This is a genomic window from Gemmatimonadaceae bacterium (assembly GCA_036273715.1).
GTDB lineage: Bacteria > Gemmatimonadota > Gemmatimonadetes > Gemmatimonadales > Gemmatimonadaceae > JADGGM01.
In genome coordinates, this window is record DASUHB010000064.1 from 21412 (window position 1) to 38316 (window position 16905).

15 protein-coding genes are annotated in these 16905 nt (G+C 66.1%); 5 read left to right on the forward strand and 10 right to left on the reverse strand.

Features of this window, described 5'->3' with window-relative positions; translation table 11 throughout:
- Nucleotides 1-66: 66 nt before the first annotated feature.
- Entirely contained in the window at nt 67-579 is a 513-nt protein-coding gene (locus VFW04_13810) for a DinB family protein (protein ID HEX5180406.1), read from the forward strand.
- A 42-nt stretch (nt 580-621) separates the two neighbouring features.
- Here the strand turns inward: VFW04_13810 and VFW04_13815 are convergent, their stop codons facing one another.
- Nucleotides 622-2127 (reverse strand): S8 family serine peptidase, encoded by a 1506-nt coding sequence (locus tag VFW04_13815; protein HEX5180407.1) that lies wholly within the window; start codon nt 2125-2127, stop codon nt 622-624.
- A gap of 139 nt (nt 2128-2266) precedes the next feature.
- On the opposite strand from VFW04_13815, the gene VFW04_13820 reads away from it, so the two are divergent.
- The gene (locus VFW04_13820) at nt 2267-2983 is read left to right on the forward strand and encodes a hypothetical protein (protein HEX5180408.1); all 717 of its coding nucleotides are present in this window, start codon (nt 2267-2269) and stop codon (nt 2981-2983) included.
- An 85-nt stretch (nt 2984-3068) separates the two neighbouring features.
- Here the strand turns inward: VFW04_13820 and VFW04_13825 are convergent, their stop codons facing one another.
- Nucleotides 3069-4730, reverse strand: a complete 1662-nt coding sequence (locus VFW04_13825) for a M1 family metallopeptidase (GenBank protein HEX5180409.1) — start codon at nt 4728-4730, stop codon at nt 3069-3071.
- Nucleotides 4731-4839: 109 nt separating this feature from the next.
- Here VFW04_13825 and VFW04_13830 point away from each other — a divergent pair, with 109 nt between their 5' ends.
- The gene (locus VFW04_13830) at nt 4840-5820 is read left to right on the forward strand and encodes an amidohydrolase family protein (GenBank protein HEX5180410.1); all 981 of its coding nucleotides are present in this window, start codon (nt 4840-4842) and stop codon (nt 5818-5820) included.
- A 326-nt stretch (nt 5821-6146) separates the two neighbouring features.
- Here VFW04_13830 and VFW04_13835 read toward each other — a convergent pair whose 3' ends face one another.
- The 4 genes from VFW04_13835 to VFW04_13850 all read right to left on the reverse strand — a co-directional run bounded on the left by VFW04_13835 (nt 6147) and on the right by VFW04_13850 (nt 9699).
- Complete coding sequence (locus VFW04_13835; GenBank protein HEX5180411.1) at nt 6147-6935, reverse strand: ATP-binding cassette domain-containing protein; 789 nt, start codon at nt 6933-6935, stop codon at nt 6147-6149.
- The gene (locus tag VFW04_13840) at nt 6928-8022 is read right to left on the reverse strand and encodes an iron ABC transporter permease (protein HEX5180412.1); all 1095 of its coding nucleotides are present in this window, start codon (nt 8020-8022) and stop codon (nt 6928-6930) included. The genes VFW04_13835 and VFW04_13840 overlap by 8 nt, the downstream gene beginning before the upstream one ends.
- Before the next feature lies 1 nt (nt 8023).
- Nucleotides 8024-8794, reverse strand: a complete 771-nt coding sequence (locus VFW04_13845; GenBank protein ID HEX5180413.1) for an ABC transporter substrate-binding protein — start codon at nt 8792-8794, stop codon at nt 8024-8026.
- 311 nt (nt 8795-9105) lie between these two features.
- On the reverse strand, nt 9106-9699 hold the full coding sequence (locus VFW04_13850) for an arsinothricin resistance N-acetyltransferase ArsN1 family B (GenBank protein ID HEX5180414.1): 594 nt from the start codon (nt 9697-9699) through the stop codon (nt 9106-9108).
- 97 nt (nt 9700-9796) lie between these two features.
- Between VFW04_13850 and VFW04_13855 the strand changes: the two genes are divergently transcribed.
- On the forward strand, nt 9797-12595 hold the full coding sequence (locus VFW04_13855; GenBank protein HEX5180415.1) for an ABC transporter permease: 2799 nt from the start codon (nt 9797-9799) through the stop codon (nt 12593-12595).
- A 27-nt stretch (nt 12596-12622) separates the two neighbouring features.
- Here VFW04_13855 and mscL read toward each other — a convergent pair whose 3' ends face one another.
- The 3 genes from mscL to VFW04_13870 are packed head-to-tail and all read right to left on the reverse strand — an operon-like array spanning nt 12623 to nt 15178.
- A complete protein-coding gene (gene mscL / locus VFW04_13860) occupies nt 12623-13075 on the reverse strand; it encodes a large-conductance mechanosensitive channel protein MscL (protein ID HEX5180416.1) in 453 nt (150 codons plus the stop codon).
- A gap of 32 nt (nt 13076-13107) precedes the next feature.
- Nucleotides 13108-14166: an FTR1 family protein gene (locus VFW04_13865; GenBank protein HEX5180417.1), complete on the reverse strand. Its 1059-nt coding sequence runs from the start codon at nt 14164-14166 to the stop codon at nt 13108-13110.
- Nucleotides 14167-14218: 52 nt separating this feature from the next.
- A complete protein-coding gene (locus tag VFW04_13870; GenBank protein ID HEX5180418.1) occupies nt 14219-15178 on the reverse strand; it encodes a helix-turn-helix domain-containing GNAT family N-acetyltransferase in 960 nt (319 codons plus the stop codon).
- A 71-nt stretch (nt 15179-15249) separates the two neighbouring features.
- Here VFW04_13870 and VFW04_13875 point away from each other — a divergent pair, with 71 nt between their 5' ends.
- Nucleotides 15250-16116 carry an SDR family NAD(P)-dependent oxidoreductase gene (locus VFW04_13875; GenBank protein ID HEX5180419.1) on the forward strand — a complete coding sequence of 289 codons (867 nt, stop codon included), beginning with the start codon at nt 15250-15252 and terminating at the stop codon, nt 16114-16116.
- Between the two features lie 12 nt (nt 16117-16128).
- Here VFW04_13875 and msrA read toward each other — a convergent pair whose 3' ends face one another.
- Complete coding sequence (gene msrA / locus VFW04_13880) at nt 16129-16824, reverse strand: peptide-methionine (S)-S-oxide reductase MsrA (GenBank protein ID HEX5180420.1); 696 nt, start codon at nt 16822-16824, stop codon at nt 16129-16131.
- Nucleotides 16825-16905: the final 81 nt, after the last annotated feature.

The following is a 16905-nucleotide window of genomic DNA, read 5'->3' on the forward strand; positions in this document are numbered from 1 at the left end:
CAACCAACATCAACCTCCCCCCAAACACGAGCGAGATCCATGCGTGTCCGTATTTGTCTTGCGACTGTGGCTGCCGCCATCGTGCCGGGACTTGTGGCGGCGCAGTCGTCGTCGAGCCCGGTGGCCGACGCATTCCGCGAAAATGCCAGCCGTGTCGGCAAGAACTTGATTGCCGCCGCCGAAACGATGCCGGCCGACAAGTACAGCTTCAAGCCGACGCCCGCGCAGATGAGCTTCGGCCAGATCGTGGTGCACCTGTCCCAAGGCAACGATTATCTGTGCGGCACGATCGGCGGCGAGAAGGCTCCGACGCGCACCAAGGTGGCGGATACCGCCAGCAAGGAGGTGCTCGTTGCGCGCCTCAAGGAGACGTTCGCCTTCTGCGATCAGGCGCTGGCGAAGCTCGACGACTCGAAGTTGAGTGAGCAGCTGCCGTTCTTCGGCGGGCGGACGCGGTCGCGTGCTGCGATCATGACGCTGACCACCGGCGACTGGGCCGACCACTACAGCCAGTCGTCAGTCTATCTGCGGCTCAACGGCGAACTCCCGCCGACCGCGAAGGGCAAGCAGGCCGAGTAGCGCGGCCCATCGATCGGGCGGATCGATGTCGTCGCGGACGCCTTACGTGCACTTCGAGTGGAGCGCTCCGTTGACGACGTCGATTCGTCCGAAGTTGTAGTTCACATCCGGCTTCGATTTTCCCTTCGGAGCATCGGCCGAATTGAGGACACACGACTCGAGCTGGGCCGGACTCGGTGCGCTCGCGGCGTGCGCCTTGATGACCGCGGCTTCTGCGGCCACGAGCGGAGACGAGAAGCTCGTGCCGGCACCCGAGAGGTAGGAGCGTTCGTTCGCACACTCGACAAAGACGAACTGGCTGCAGGCGCCGATCACGAGATCGCTGAGATTTGTCGAGTCGACGGTGTTGCCGCCCGGCGCGAACACCGCCACGTCGACCTTCCCGAAATTCGAGTACACGGCGATCGAGTCGAAGTTTTTCTGATCGACCGGACCGGTGGCGCCCACGCTGACCACTTGCCGGATACCGCCGGCGAGCACGTGCAGGCTGTCGCTATAGCTGCCCTTGGGGCTCGTGGCCGTATTGGAGTTGAGCGACTCGTTGCCGGCGGCGGCGACGACCAGCGCGCCGCGTGCGACGGCGTAGTCGATGGCGCGCTGGATGAGATCCGAGATAGCGAGGTCGAACGCATTGGAGCGGCTCAGGTATCCGCCGAGGCTGACGTTGATGACGTCGGCGCCGTTGTCGGCGGCGTAGATGATGCCGCTGATGACGGCGAAGTCATCGCCCGCGCCATTGTCATCGAGCACGCGGACCATGACCAGGTCCGTCTGTGGGGCGACGGCGGCGATGCCTAACGAATTGGTCGCGATGAGCGACGAGACGAACGTACCGTGTCCGGCGACGTCGTGGTAGAACGGCAGCGGCAGCGTGTCGGTGGTGTCGCCGGCGGCGAACGCGAACGACGTGCTGAGGGCGGCGTCGACGCGGCCTTCCAGGTCGATGTGCGCGGTGTCGACGCCGGTGTCGAGAATGAAGACCTTGGTGCCCGCGCCCTGCGTGGTGACCTGCCAGGCCGAATCGGCGCGGATCACCGACATGTTCCACTGATCGCTGAAGAATTCGGCGGACCGCGGGTCGACGGCGCCTAACGGAGTGAGGCGCCGCGCCGACGCGCCGGCCGCGATCCGGGGACTGCCCAACACGACGTGCGATGCCGCGAGACGCTCGCGCACGTATTGGCGCCTGGCGTTGGGCAGGATCAGGGTCGCCGCTCCGGACGAACGGAGCGCGGTTGCCGCGGCGGGCGTGAGTCCGGTGACCAGCGCCAGTCCCATGCGCTTCTGGACGCGGACGATGCGTCCGCCCGCGCTCGCGATGGCTTGCTGGAGCGCCTGCGGCACCACGCCGTCGTTGCCGAACTGGATGATGTAGCTCGGCGCCGCCGGCAGCTGGAGCTTGGCGACTTGTTTGGCCGACGGGGCGAGCGGCATCGGTTCCCCGCATGCCACCAGCTGCGCGGCAGCGAGCGTCGCCGCGAACATCAATGCCCAACGAACGGCGGGCGCCCGTCGGGCGCGATGCGAGCCTAGCGCGGAGTTGTCCATGGGCCGAAGCTCGCTCCCCGGGTCGCACGAGTCAAGGCTTTCGTGGCCGGCGTCGTGCGCGCCCAACACTCGCATTTCGTCCCGCGACACCGCATACTTGCGGGGGTCGCGTCTTTCACTCGCCTTCGAGGTGTTCTGGATGCCCAAGCCTTGGACCTGTCTCGCTCCGTTCGCAGCCGTGGCCGCAATCTGCGGTCTGTCGGCGCTCACCGCGTGCGGCAGCTCCACCGCCCCATCGGCGCCATCGTTCAACGAGGCGCGCCACCTCGATACGCTCGCCCAACAGGCGGCGAGCGCGGGCGAGTTCGATCGCTTCCGGCTGCTCCAGTACCCGATCGCGATTCTCGCGCACGGCGTGAGTCCGGAATCGGTGACGGTGAGCGTGAACGGATCGGATCAGACCTTCGAGGTGGCGGCTGCGGAGCTGGTCGGCACGACGGCCGGCAAGACGCCTACGCCTAACGATTCGGTGTTCGTTGTCGTCGCGTGGCAGGGGAGCGCGGTGTCGCAGCTCGTGTATTCGGTGATCGACGTGCAGTCCGATCTCATCGATGTCGCGCTCCTGCAGGACACCACTGCCGACATCGACCTCACCACGCAAGCCGTCGGTGCCTCGCTCACCAGTTCCGCGGGCGCCTGTCCGACCTTGCGGCTCTCCTCCCCGTCGAACCTGATCAGCGCCAAGTGCACCAAGGCGACGGTGACCGGCGCCTTCGATCTCACGTTCGCCACGGACGCCGGCAACACCGAGTTCGTGCTGTCGTCCCAGGCCATTCCTGCGGTGCGCCTGCTGATGACGTCATCGAACGGCGGGCAAGATCTGATCTCGAGGTTCGTGCCGAAGCCGGTTCGATAGCGAGCAGCGGAATACGCGCGTCGTCCATGGCGCAGCCAGACGACCGCTCCTGCACTCGAGCCAATGCCGGTGTTCCCCGGCGGTGTCAGTCGCCGCTCCCCACCTCGGCGCCAGCGACGCGGGCCGTCACGTAGTAGTTCTGATCCACCTTGAACGCGGCGGCGCTGGCGAGCTTGACGCGCTTCGTCTGCCACGATTCCGTTGGGCGGATGACGGCGTACGTGTCGGGCGCGACGGTGACCCTCACCGGCATCGCGAATCCCGCGACGACGTTCGCCCAACGGTACTTGAGCGTGCCGCCGTCGAGCGAATACTCGAGCACCGGCACCTGCGTGGTCGTCAGATACTGCTCGAACACCTTGCTCAGATCGATGCCCGCGGCGCGGCTGATGTAGTTCTCGATCTGCGTCCCGCTGACCGTCTGGTGCCGGAACGTCGTCTGCAGGCCGCGTAAAATGCTGCGCCATTTCTCGTCGTTGCCGACGATCTGACGAATGGTGTGCAGCATGTTGCCGCCCTTGTAGTACATGTCTTCCGAGCCTTCATCGTTCACGCCGAAGTGCCCAACGATCGGGCGGTCGTTCTTGATGAGCCGCCGGGTGCCGATCACATACTCGGCGCCGGCTTGTTTGCCCTGCTGGCACTCGGTGTACAGCGACTCCGAGTAGTTGGCGAAACTTTCATGGATCCACATGTCGGCGTGGTCCTTGTCCGTTAGGCTGTTGCCCCACCACTCGTGCGCGCTTTCGTGCACGATGATGAAATCCCACTTCAGTCCGTGGCCGGTGCTCGACAGGTCGCGGCCCAGGTAGCCGTTCTTGAAGTGGTTGCCGTAGGCGACGCCGCTCTGATGCTCCATGCCTAAATGCGGCGCCTCGATGAGCTTGTATCCGTCGGCGTACCAGGGATACGGGCCGAACCAGTGCTCGAAGCACGCGAGCATCGACGTCGCCTGCTGCCACTGGACCTTGGCCGTGTCGAGATGGTAGGCGAGCGGCCAGAAATCCATGGTGAGATTGCCGCTCTCGCCGTGATAGATCTGCTGCCAGTGGGCGTAGGTGCCGGCGTTGACCTCGACATCGTAGTTGTTGATCGGGTTCGTGACGAACCATTCGTACGTCGTGGTGCCGTCGCTGTGGCGCGTGGTGCTGCGGAGCCTTCCGTTAGACACATCGGTCATCGAGTCGGGCACGGTGATCGCGATGCGCTGGCTGTCGGGCTCGTCGGCGGGAATGTCCTTGTTGGGCCACCACACGCTGGCGCCCAGTCCTTCGTTGGCGGTCGCAACCCAGGGGTGTCCGAGGCTGTCGTGCTGCCAGATGAAACCGCCGTCCCACGGTGGATGCTTGGCGACGCGCGGATGGCCGTGGTAGTACACGGTGACCGACTTGGTGTCGCCGATGTTCTGCGGCGACGGCATCGTCACGAACAGCGCATTGCCATCTCGGCGCGACGTGAGCGGGTGGCCATCCTGGATGATGCTGTCCGCTTCCATCGGAACCTGCAGGTCGATCTGCATCTCTTTCGCCGGCGCGATCACGCGATATGTGATCCCGTTGTAGCCGCGAATGCTGCTGTCGGCCAGGTTCACCGCGACGTGCAAATCGTAGAACGTCGCGTCCCACCAGGACCGGCCTGGTCCGTTGGTCCCGCGCAGCGTGTCGGCGTGCGTGAACGTCGTCTGCTGCGCCGGGAGGGTCCCGGCGCACAGGGCAACGAAGCAGAGTGCGAAAGCGAGACGTCGCATTGCGAGCACGCGAGAGGAATGAGTGGGTCTGCGGGCGGTATGTGCGGTCACCCTACTATAATAGTGGGACGCCATGCTGTGAACGCTCGCGGCCTCCCTTGAACAGCGCATGCTGATCGACATCCACAATCACTACTATCCGCCCGCCTATCTCGACGCGCTTCGCGAACCCGATAGCGTGGTCCGCCTTACGGAAGACGACGCCGGCAATCCGGTCGTGCACTATCCCGGCGATTACAACGTCGCAGTGCGCGGCCATCGCGACATTGCGTATCGACAGTCTGTACTCGAGCGAGACGGTGTCGACACGCAGGTGATCACGCTGACGACGCCGGGCACTCACGTCGAAGCGCCGGCGCGCGCGGTGCGGCTCGCGCGCCTGGTGAACGATGCGTTCGCGGAGGTCGTGCGCGAGCGCGGTCCGCGATTCGCGGCGCTGGCGACGCTGCCGCTGTGCGACCCGGCTGCGTCGGCGACGGAGCTGCGGCGCGCGATGGCGGAGTTAGGCTTTGCCGGTGCCATGCTCTTCAGCAACGTGAACGGCGTGCCGCTTGCCGACCCGCGCTTCGAGCCGCTGTACGCCGAAGCCAATCGGTTAGGCGCGGTGTTGCACATCCATCCGACGAACCCGGCGAGCGTGACCGGCATGACGGAGTACTGGCTGACGGCGCTCGTCGGTTTTCTGTTCGACACGAGTCTCGCCGCGGCGCATCTCGTGTTTGCCGGCATTCCCGAGCGATATCCGCGCATTCGCTGGGTGCTCGCGCACCTGGGCGGCGCGATTCCGTATCTCGCCGAGCGTCTCGATCGCGGCTGGCGCGCGTTCCCCGAATGCCGCGAGCACGTGAAGCGTGCGCCCAGCGAGTATCTGCGCGAATTTTATTTCGACACGGTGAACTTCGACCCGGCGGCGCTCCGGCTCGCGGTGGATTTCGCGGGGGCGGATCATGTACTGGCGGGAAGCGACTACCCGCACATGATCGGCAGCATTACGCTGATGAAAGAAAGCCTAACGGCGCTGCGCGTCTCGCCCGAGGAGCGTGCGAAGATTCTTGGCGGCAACACGGCAGCATTGCTGAGGCTGTCGTGAGTTCTGCCTGAGGCGGGCACAGCATTCGGCGTGAGCCCTTGCACTACCGGTCTGCGTGGCGGCAACTGGCGACGCCTCGAACAACCCCACTTCCGGACGCCGTTCCCGCCCAGTAGAATCTTCTTCCCCGCGATTCACACCGTTGGTCGCCCACGCGCACGGCCCCGATGGTCTCCCGTTAGGCATTCCGGTTACGCACCATGTACACGCGCTTCGAAACTTGACCGCACGGAGCACTACGGTACTACGTGCCCGCCGATGACATAAGTTCGGCCCGTACGCGTGCCGCCGCTTCCTTCGACTAACGGAAGCTGGCTTTCTGCTAACTACAGACTGAAGCGCCAGGTCGTACGCCCGCCCTCACCCACCCGCGTCGCCCGCACACGAAACACGCGCTCGACGAGCTCCGCGGAGATTGCCGATGCATCCGACGTCTCGTACGCGATCCGGCCGCCGTCGATCACGAACAAGTGCTCGCCATACTGAAATGCGACGTTGAGGTCGTGAAGCACGGCGATCACCGTGCAGTTGTGCGCGAGCAAGTCACGAGCGACATCGAGCAGGTGCAGCTGATAGTGCACGTCGAGGCTCGATGTCGGTTCATCGAGGAACAGGTACTTGTGCTCGTGTGAGTCGTCGAGATTCCAGATCTGCGCGAGCACGCGTGCCAACTGCACCTTCTGCTGCTCGCCGCCGGACAACGTCGGATACGGCTGTCGCCGCTTCTCCGTCATGCCGACGATCTCGAGCGCGCGCGACACGATCTCGCGATCTCGGCTCGTCGGTGCTGCGCCGTAGTGCGGGTAGCGCCCTATGAGCACCACCTCCTCGGCGGGAAGCGGGAACGCGAGCTCCACGTGCTGCGACAACACCGCGCGCGTCCGCGCGAGCTCATCGGCGCCGAACGCGGTGACGGGGCGATCACCATATCGCACGTCGCCGGCCGATGGGCGCAGCAGGCCGGTGGCCACGCGCAGCAGCGTCGACTTGCCGGCGCCGTTAGGCCCGAGAATGACGTTGAACTTGCACGCGTCGAAGCGCGCCGTCACGTCGTCGAGAATGCGCGGGCCGTTCGGGCCCCCGACACGGTACGTGACGCCTTTCACTTCAACCATAGAATCCGGCGCCCGCGCCCGACTCGACACTCGTTCCCGTGCCGCGCTGGGGCTGCTGGCGGAGCAGGATCCACAGGAAAATCGGCGCACCAATCACCGCCGTGATGATGCCGATCGGCAGCTCGGCCGGCGGGATGATGATACGCGCGACGATGTCCACCAGCTCCATGAGCACCGCGCCTAACAATGCCGACCCGGGAAGGAGAAACGTGTAGTCGCTCGACTTGAGGATGCGGAGGACGTGCGGCACGATCAGTCCCACGAACGCGATCACACCCACCATGGCGGTGGCGACGGCCACCATGATCGTATTCACGACCAGCAGCCGGAAAATCAACCTCCGCGAATCGACGCCGAGGAACGCTGCTTCGTCTTCGCCCAACATCAGCGCGTTGAGCGCTTTGCCGTAGCGCAGCGACCACGCGAAACAAACGGCGAAGAACACGCCCACGAGCATCGTGCCGTGCCAGTCGGCCGTCGTGAACGTGCCGAGATTCCAGAAGGTGATGTTGCGCGCTTGCGGGTCGCGCGCCACATAGGAGAGAAACCCCGTACCGGCCGCGCACACGGCGTTCACCGCGATGCCGGCCAAGAGCAGCGTGAACACGTTCACTTTGCCGAACGACGTCGACAGCCGGTACACCAGCATCGTCGCTGCGAAGGCGCCGATGAACGCGAGCACCGGCACCGCGATCGACCCCAGCGGCGCCGTGAAAGACAGCGCCGTGCTGCCGCCGAACACGAACACGAGCGCCGCGCCTAACGCAGCGCCGGCCGAGGTGCCCGCCAGTCCCGGCTCGACAATCGGGTTCCGGAACAAGCCCTGCATCAGCGTGCCGGACACGCCTAACACGGCGCCGGTGAGCCCCGCGAGCAGCACGCGCGGCAGGCGGAGGTCGAGAAACACATTCCGGCTCAGCGCATCGGCGCTCGTTGCCGGCAGCCACCCGGCCGCCACGCCGAGGTGCCGGAGCATTTCCGCCGGCGTGAACGAGAAGGCGCCGATCGCCGCGGATGCGATAACCAGAACGATGAGCAGCGCGGCGAGCAGCAGATACGTCTGACGGTACGAAAGACGCCGCAGCATCTCAGGCGTGGAAATCCGCGCGCAACTGCCGCACCGTCCCGGGCGTCCGCGGCCCGAAGTACAACAGCTCCTGCTCCGTGATCCGGTAGATGCGCAACGACTTTCCGGCCGGCGTCAACGCGATGCCGGGCATCGTCGCGAACTTGGCCGCGCTCCCGTACCGGTCGAACCCCAGGTCGGTCGCCACGATGATGTCGGGCGCGATCCTGGCGATCAGCTCCGGCGTTAGGCGCATCATCCCGCCCACCGAGTCCACCGCGTTCTCGCCGCCCGCCCATCGGATCATGTCGTCAGCGGGTCCGCCCGCCTTTAGCGCCAGGTAATCGTTCGCGATCTGCCCGAAATGAATGATCAGCACGCGCGGCTTCTCCCTGCCGGCGTATTGCGCCGTGTCCTTCCAGATGTCCTGCATCCCGGCCTTCCACTGCGCGAGCACGCTGTCCGCCGCCTGCCGCCGGCCGAACCTGTCGCCTAACTGAACCAGCAGCTGCTGCGCGCTGTCGAGCGTGTTGCCGGGCGGCATCACGGCGATCGGGATGCCGACCTGCTTCAACTGCTCCAGCACGGCGCTCGGCCCAACGTTGCCGTCGGTCAGAAACAACGTCGGCTTCATCGAGATGATGCCCTCCGCGCTCAACGCCCGGTGATACCCCACCGTAGGAAGCTTCTTGATCTGCGGCGGATAAATCGACGTGAGATCCACCGCCACCAGGTGCTGCTCCGCACCGATGGCGTACATGAACTCGTTGATTTGCTTGGAGACGCAGACCACGCGATCCGTGCCCGAGGCCTGTGTCGACTTCTCTACGAATCGCCCGCACGCGCTGACGCCAATCATCACGCAAAGCACCAAAAGACCGGACACGGAGGGACAAAGCCGGACACGACCGGCCGATGCTGGCGCACCGGAGCATCCACGTCGATTGCCTGGCTGAGATGCGGGCGTTCGTGGAAACAAGTACATGGACTTTCATCCGCTTGCGATGAGGTTTGTTCGCGAGCCGAGCCGTCCGGCAGTGTCCGGCTTGTCCGGATCCTGTCCGCCTTTTACGCGGGCGCTCGCTGCAACGCTGGCGAGGAAGATCATGAACGCAGTACGCGCTCTCCAGCGTCGAGAGCCGCGACGAACATCGCGGTCCCCGCCAAAGCGCCTATCGCGAGCGGCGGATCCATGCGTGCAGGAAGATCGCCGAGCGGGCGCTCCCACCATCCGACGTCGTGCCAGCGTCCGAGCTTGTAGCCGACGCGGTGAAACACACCCACGGGCCGAAAGCCGAGCGCTTCGTGAAGACCGACGCTCGCCGGATTGGGCAGCGTGATGCCGGCATATGCGTTCGCATATCCGAGTGCGCGAAGCAAGGCAAACAGCGACGTGTACAAGGCGCGCGCCACGCCGCGTCGACGTGCGTCTTCGTGCACATACGCCGACACCTCGGCGGACCACTGATAGGCGGGACGAGCGCGATGCGTCCCCGCGTACGCATAGCCTCTTGCGACGCCGCCGTCGTCGAACGCGAGCCACGGAAACCGGGCGAGTGCGGCGCTCACGCGGCGTGACATTTCCGCGGCATCGGGCGGCTCGATCTCGAAGGAGATCGGACTGCTGACAACCGCCGGCCGGTAGATCTCGGCGAAGGCAGCGCCGTCGTCGGGTGTCGCTAGTCGAATGTGCGGCATCCGACGAACGATGTACGGTTGTCCAAGGGATGGACAGGCAAGGGTGGGGCGTCGCCCTCCCATTGCGTGGCGATGGGAGAGCGTGCATCGTGCAGCCATGACGCCGGATCGACGGTTCCGCATCGACACCGGTCCGCACCGCGTGACCCGCGACGTCGATGACGAGATCGATTTTCATCTCGCGATGCGCATCGCGAAGCTCGTCGCGGCGGGACTCGACCCCGCCGCGGCGCGCGTCGAGGCGCTGCGCCAGTTCGGCGACGCCTCGGCCGTACGCGCCGAATGCCTAACGATTGACCGGGACCGGGAGCGAACGATGCGACGGGCGAACCGCATGTCCGACCTGTGGCAGGACGTGTCCTACGCGTTCCGCACGATGCGCAATCATAAGAGCGTGATGGCGGTCATGATCGTGATTCTCGCGTTGGGCATCGGCGCCAACACCGCGATGTTCACGCTGATCGACGCCATCATGCTCCGGTCGCTGGCGGTGCCGCACCCCGAGCAGCTGGTGACGATCGGCGACGAGTGGCGCACGGGCGGTCTTTCGCAGGGCACGCCCGATGAGAGGCTCGCGTCCTATCCGGCATACGAGGACCTCAGGGATCAGAACACGGTGTTCTCGGGCCTGTACGCGACCGGGCGCGTGGACTTTCTGAATGTGACGATCCCGCGCGCGGGAGCCACGGCGGCCGGTGGCACGGGCGACGCCGAACATCCCTCGGCCCGCTACGTGTCGGGAAATTTCTTCACGGTGTTGGAAGCACGGCCGCTTCTCGGCCGCACGTTCGCCGCCGACGAGGACAGGACGCCCGGCGACGACCCGGTGGTCGTGATCAGCTACGCGTACTGGCAGAATCGATTCGGCGGAGAGCGATCGGCTGTCGGCTCCACGATCACCATCAACGGCACTCCGATGACGATCATCGGCGTCATGCCGCGCGACTTCTGGGGAGATGTGGTGGGACAACTCCCCAACCTGTGGTTGCCGATGATAATGCAACCGATTCTCGACCCGCACGAGGCGTCGCTCAAAGACCGGACCATCAGCTGGCTCCTGCTCATGGGCCGCCTCAAGCCCGGGGTGTCGTTAGGCCAGGCGCGCGCGCAGATCGCGACGATTTACGCACGCACGCTCCTCGAGCATGCCGGCAAGGATCGGGTCAGCATCGAACGCAACATCCGGATGAAGCCCGCACGCGTGCTGGGCGGGGCGCGCGGCTTCTCGTACTACCGGCGGGCGCTGGCGTCGTTTCTCTACACGCTCATGGCGGCGGTGGGACTCGTGCTGCTCGTGGTGTGCGCCAACGTGGCCAATCTGATGCTCTCGCGCGCCGCGGCCCGCGGGCGCGAGATGAGCATCCGCATGGCGTTGGGCGCCGGCCGCGGCCGGTTGCTGCAGCAGCTGCTCACCGAGAGCGCGATGCTCGCCGCGATCGGCGGCGCGTTAGGCCTGCTCGTCGCCTACTGGGGCAGCACCGTGCTGCTCAAGATGGCGGCCGGGGGACCGCACCCGATTCCCGTCGACATCCGGCCCGACGGCCGCATCCTCGCGTTCACCGCCGCCGTTGCGTTAGTCACGGCGCTGCTCTTCGGCCTCGCGCCGGCGCTGCGCGCGACGCGCATCCAGCTGGCGAGCGCGCTCAGGGCGCAGGGCCGTAACGTCCTCGGCGCGGGAAGCGTGCGTGTGCTGTCGCCTGGTAAAGTGCTGGTGATCGCGCAGGTGGCGCTGTCCGTGTTGCTGCTCGTCACCACCGGCCTGCTGGTGCGCACCACGCTGAGCCTGTTGCGCGCCGATGTCGGCATCGCACGCGACCAGATTCTCATCGCCCGCGTGAACGCGGCGCGCAGCGGGTATGCAGACGCGCGGCTGGTCGCGCTCATGCGCGGTCTCATCCAGCGCACGTCGCAGGTGCCGGGCGTCGCATCGAGCACCCTATCGGAGAATGGCATTTTCAGCGGCACCGAATCGGGGACCACCGTCGAGGTGGAAGGATTCACACCGCGGGTCGACTCGGACACGGTGGTCGCGTACGATGACGTCGGACCCGGATACTTCACGACCACCGGCGCGCATCTGCTCCGCGGCCGCGACATCGAGCCCCGCGACAACGAAACGGCGCCCAAAGTGGTCGTGCTGAATCAGACGATGGCGAACTACTATTTCCCGCATGGCGACGCCGTGGGCCATCACCTCAGTGTTGACACCACGTCGTTCGACATCGTCGGCGTCGTGGCCGACATCGAGGAGCAGAACGTTCGCGCGCCGCATGTGCGCCGATTCTACACGGCCACCATGCAGCTCGGCTGCGAGCCCGACATGCGGTCGGCTTGCACGTCGGGCCTTCCCGGTCAGTTCTATCTCGAGATGCGCGCCCGGCCGGGTGTCGATCCCGCGCGCCTGGTCGAGCCGGTGCGTCGCGCGATCAGGTCCGCCGATCCGTCGCTGACCATTCTGAGCGTCGATCCGCTCAACGAAAACATCAGCGATTCGATCAGCGCCGACCTGCTCGTAGCCAAAGTGGTGAGCGCGTTCGGCGCGCTCGCGCTGGTGCTGGCATCGCTCGGCCTCTACGGGGTGATGGCGTACGCGACAGTTAGGCGGACGGGGGAGTTCGGGCTGCGCATGGCCCTCGGCGCCCAGTCGGGCGCGATGACGCGCATGGTGCTGCGCGAGTCGATGCTGCTCGTGGTGATCGGCGCCGTCATCGGCATTCCCGCAGCCCTCCTGGCGGCGCCGCTGCTCAAAGGCTTGCTCTACGGCGTGAGCACGTTCGACCCGTCGTCGATCGGCATTGCGCTCGCCGCCATGACGCTGACCGCCGCGGTCGCCGCCGCGCTGCCGGCGCTGCGCGCGTCGCGGGTGTCGCCCATGGAGGCGCTCCGCGAGGAGTGACGCGGAGCGCCGCCATCCGTTAGGTCGTTAGGCAGCCGCCAGCTGCGACGTGCAGTTCGGGCACCGCTTGGCCGCCAGCGGAATGTCCGTCGCGCAGTACGGACAGGGTTTGGTCGACGGCGGCGGCGCCGCCGGCGCCTTGTGCAGCTTGCTCACCAACCGCACGATCAGAAAGACCGCCGCGGCAATGATGATGAACGAGATGACGGTATTGACGAAAGCGCCGTAGTTGAGCGTCACCGCGCCGGCAGCCTTGGCGTCGGCGAGCGATGCATACGGCGGCGGAGCCTTCGTCCCCTCGTGCAGCAGCACGTACAGGTTCGAAAAATCCACCTTGCCCAGCAGCAGTCCGATGGGCGGCATGATCACGTCGTCGACCAGCGACTTCACGATCGCGCCGAACGCCGCGCCGACCACGAAGCCGACTGCCAGGTCGATGACGTTGCCTCGCATGAGGAACGCCTTGAAGTCCTTCCACATATGGCCGCCTCCGGTGAAGGTCTGAGGGCGCCTCAGCGCTCCCGGTCCAACGTCGCGGACTGCGAGGATATTGAGGAGGAATGAACCGGATCGCCAGTACGCGCCGCCGATTTCGAGCGCACGCGGCCGCGCGCGACGAAGTACGACCCGATCACGAGCGCCGCGGCGGCGAGCTGTGCGACCAGCGACTCGACGGTTGGAAAGACCGAGAACCAGAGTCCCATCCAATCGGGAATCCGGCCCTCGAGCCACGAGATGTTCGTCGTGGACACCCAGTGCGCGAGCTGCATCTCCTGCACCTGCTCGCCGACCATCACGAGCAGCACCAAGCCCAGCAGCGTACCGGTGAGCACCAGCATCTTTTTGTACGGGAGACGCCGGTGCGCGACGAACGTGAGCAGCGCCACCAGCACAGCCGCCGCGGTGCCGACGAGCACGCCCTCGAGGACGATCTTGCCACCCATCTGAAGCCGGTAGCTCTGCAGGAACAGCACGACCTCGAATCCTTCGCGATAAAGCGAGGTGAAGCCGAGTAGCCCGAGTCCCCACAACAAGCCGCTGCGCGAGGCGATTCCATCGGCCTCGTCCATGAGCTTCCGCTTCTTGCGGGTATGCAGCGAGATCCAACCCGTCCAGTAGACCTTGTGGAAGAACCAGTTCATCACCACGAGCAGCACGACGATCGCGAGCAGCCCGGTGGCCGCCTGGATGTCGAGGGCGGGAAGACTTGTGGTGAGGTTGTCGACGATCGCGATCACGATGCTCCACGTGAGCAGCGTGGCCACGAGTCCGGCGCCGACGCCGGCAGCGATGGGCCGTCGGAAGGTTCGCTGGCCGTCCACCATGCTGGCGGTGATCGCCGACAATACGAGGATCGACTCGAGCCCCTCGCGGAAGACGAGCACACCAATGTCGAGCACGGCGACCGCGGCCGTGGCATGGCCGGCCGTCGGGTTGGGGACTCCGCCGCTCGTGACGCCTTGCCAGACGAGCAGGGCGAGCACGAGTACCGCAGCCACCGCGATGCCGATCGGTGCGCCGACGCGCGTGAGGCGGTGCGGCGTCCGGGCCGCGGAAAGCGTTCGATCCATTACTGAAAGCTTGAGCCGGTACGCGCGAATGACAACGTGTCGCGGCCAGGCGTCAGAGCGCCAACTCCCATGTTTGACCGACGAGATCCTCGCCGAAGTCGTTGTGCGGCGCTTCATGCACGAGTCGAAATCCTGCTGCTTCGTAGATGCGCCGCGCGGAAAGCAGGACGCTGTTGGTCCAGAGCGTGAGCGTATGGTAGCCGCTTTGCCGCGAGAAGCGAATGCATTCGTCCACCAGTCGCCGGCCGATGCCGAGTCCTCGGGCAGACGGCTCGACGAGGAGCAGTCTGAGCTTGGCCACCCCTGGCCGCTCGGGATGCTTGACGGCCATGACGGACCCGACGTTCTCTCCGTCGCGTTCGGCGATCCAGCACCGTTCGTGCGCCTGGTCGAAGTGCGCGACGAAGTCTGACGCGATGCGGGCGACGAGGGCTTCGAATCGCTCATCCCAGCCATATTCATCGGCGTAGAGCACGCCGTGGCGCCAGACCATCCAACCGAGGTCGCCGGGTCGGTGGGTGCGGAGCAGGTACGGAGTTCTGGCGGTGTCCGGTTGGCTGTCGTCGAGGATGGACTGGATGGCGTCCATGGCGGCGACGAGGCGCCGTTGCGGTGTGCCGCCCAGGGGTGCGAGGAGGGCGGCGATGTCGTCGGAGGCGCGGGTGTCGAGCACGGCGTAGCGCTCGCGTCCGCGAGCCGTTAGGCGGATGCGGCTCACGCGGGCGTCGTCGTGGGCGCGCTGGCGGGTGACGAGGCGGCGGCGGCCGAGGTCGGCGAGGAGGCGGGAGAGGTAGCCGGCATCGAGGTCGAGCTCGCGGGCGAGGTCGGCGGCGCTCACGGCGTCGCGGTGGGCGAGCTCGTAGAGGACGCGGACGGTGGCGAGGGGCAGGTCGCTCTCGAGGTGCGCTTCATCGAGAATATGGATGCGGCGCGTATAGAATCGGTTGAAGCGGCGGACAGCATTTACGGTGTCGGACGAGGCGCGGGTCGAGTCGGCGGCGGTCGCATGCACGGGAGAGCTCCGGATGGCTTATTGATGCCAATGTCAACTTTATCTTTGTCACTGTCAACTATCTGGTCCGCGTGTTGACCGGCGACCTGCGCGGACGGACGGTCGTCGTCACCGGCGCCAGCTCCGGACTCGGACGCGCCTCCGCCATCGCGCTCGCCCGGCGCGGCGCCACCGTCGTTCTCGCGGCGCGGTCGGAAGAGCGGACCAACGCTGTGATCGACGAGATTCGCCGACTCGACGCGTCAGCCGACGTCCAGTTTCTGTCGCTCGACCTGGCGAGCTTCGCGTCGATTCGCGCCGCCGCACAGCGGCTGCTCGATTCCGGCCGGCGCATCGACGTCCTCATGAACAACGCCGGCGTCGCCGGGACCCGCGGCCTAACGCAAGAGGGGTTCGAGATCACGATCGGCACCAACTACATCGGCCCGTTCTATCTCACATCCCTGCTGCTGCCTCGCCTGCTCGAGGCGCCGCAGGGACGGATCGTCAACGTTGCCAGCGTCGCCCACGAGCGTGTGCACGCCTTCGATTGGTCGTGGCTCGACCGCCGCACCGTCGGCGCACGGAGCGGATTCAGCATGTACGCCGCGTCCAAGCTCATGAACATCCTGCACGCACGCGAGCTCGCGCGGCGCCTCGAGTCGACGCGCGTCACCACCTACGCGGTGCACCCGGGCGGCGTCGCTTCGAACATCTGGCGATCGCTGCCATGGATCGTCCGGCGCGCGCTGATGTTGTTCCTGATCTCGAACGAGGAAGGAGCGCGCACGCAGGTCTGGTGTGCCACCGCGCCCGAGCTCGCGTCGAGCTCGGGCCGGTATTACTACGACCGCAAGGAAGCGCGCGGGTCGTCGCTCTCGCGCGATGCAGCGCTCGCCGGCGAGCTCTACACCCGGACCGAGCGCGCCATCGCGGACGCACTCGATCCAACTGCCTAACTGACTAACGGATCAGCTGGTCGCCTGCACCATCTGGTCGCGGTACAGCGCCGGCAGCTGCTCCCGCAGGCTCGCCACCTTCGGCAGGTCGTTGATCACGATGTACGGCTGATCGGGATGGTGCACCGCGTAGTTCTGGTGATACTTCTCCGCAGGGTAGAAGCCCTTGAGCGGCACCACCTGCGTGACGATCGGACTGTCGAACGTCTTGTCTTTGTCCAGCTGTGCGATGTACGCCGTGGCGATTTGCTGCTGCTCGCGCGTCGTGTAGAAAATCGCCGACCGATATTGCGTGCCGACGTCAGGCCCCTGCCGGTTGAGCTCGGTGGGATCGTGCGCAACCGTGAAGTACACCTGCAGGATCTGCCGATACGTCACCTGCGTGGTGTCGAACACGATGCGCACTGACTCGGCGTGTCCGGTCTGACCCGTCTCCACCTGCGGGTAGGTGGCCGTGTTCTTGTCGCCGCCCGCGTACCCCGCGGCGACGGCGGTGACGCCCTTCACGTGCTCGAACACGAGCTGCATGCCCCAGAAGCATCCGCCCGCCAGCACGGCCGTTTCGAGATTGGCCGGACGCGGCGTCTGCACCACTCGGTTAGGCACCGGGTCGTCGCCGGCGTCCGCGGCCGTCGGCCGGGCGACGAATACGGCCGCGCCCAGCGCCATGCCCAACAGAGATGTCGTGCGAACGAAGGCAGCGTACATAGCGGTGGACCTCAGGTATCGGGCGTCGGATGAGCACGCCGCAGCCGCAACGCGCGCCGTCGACTCCCTTGTCGAACATGA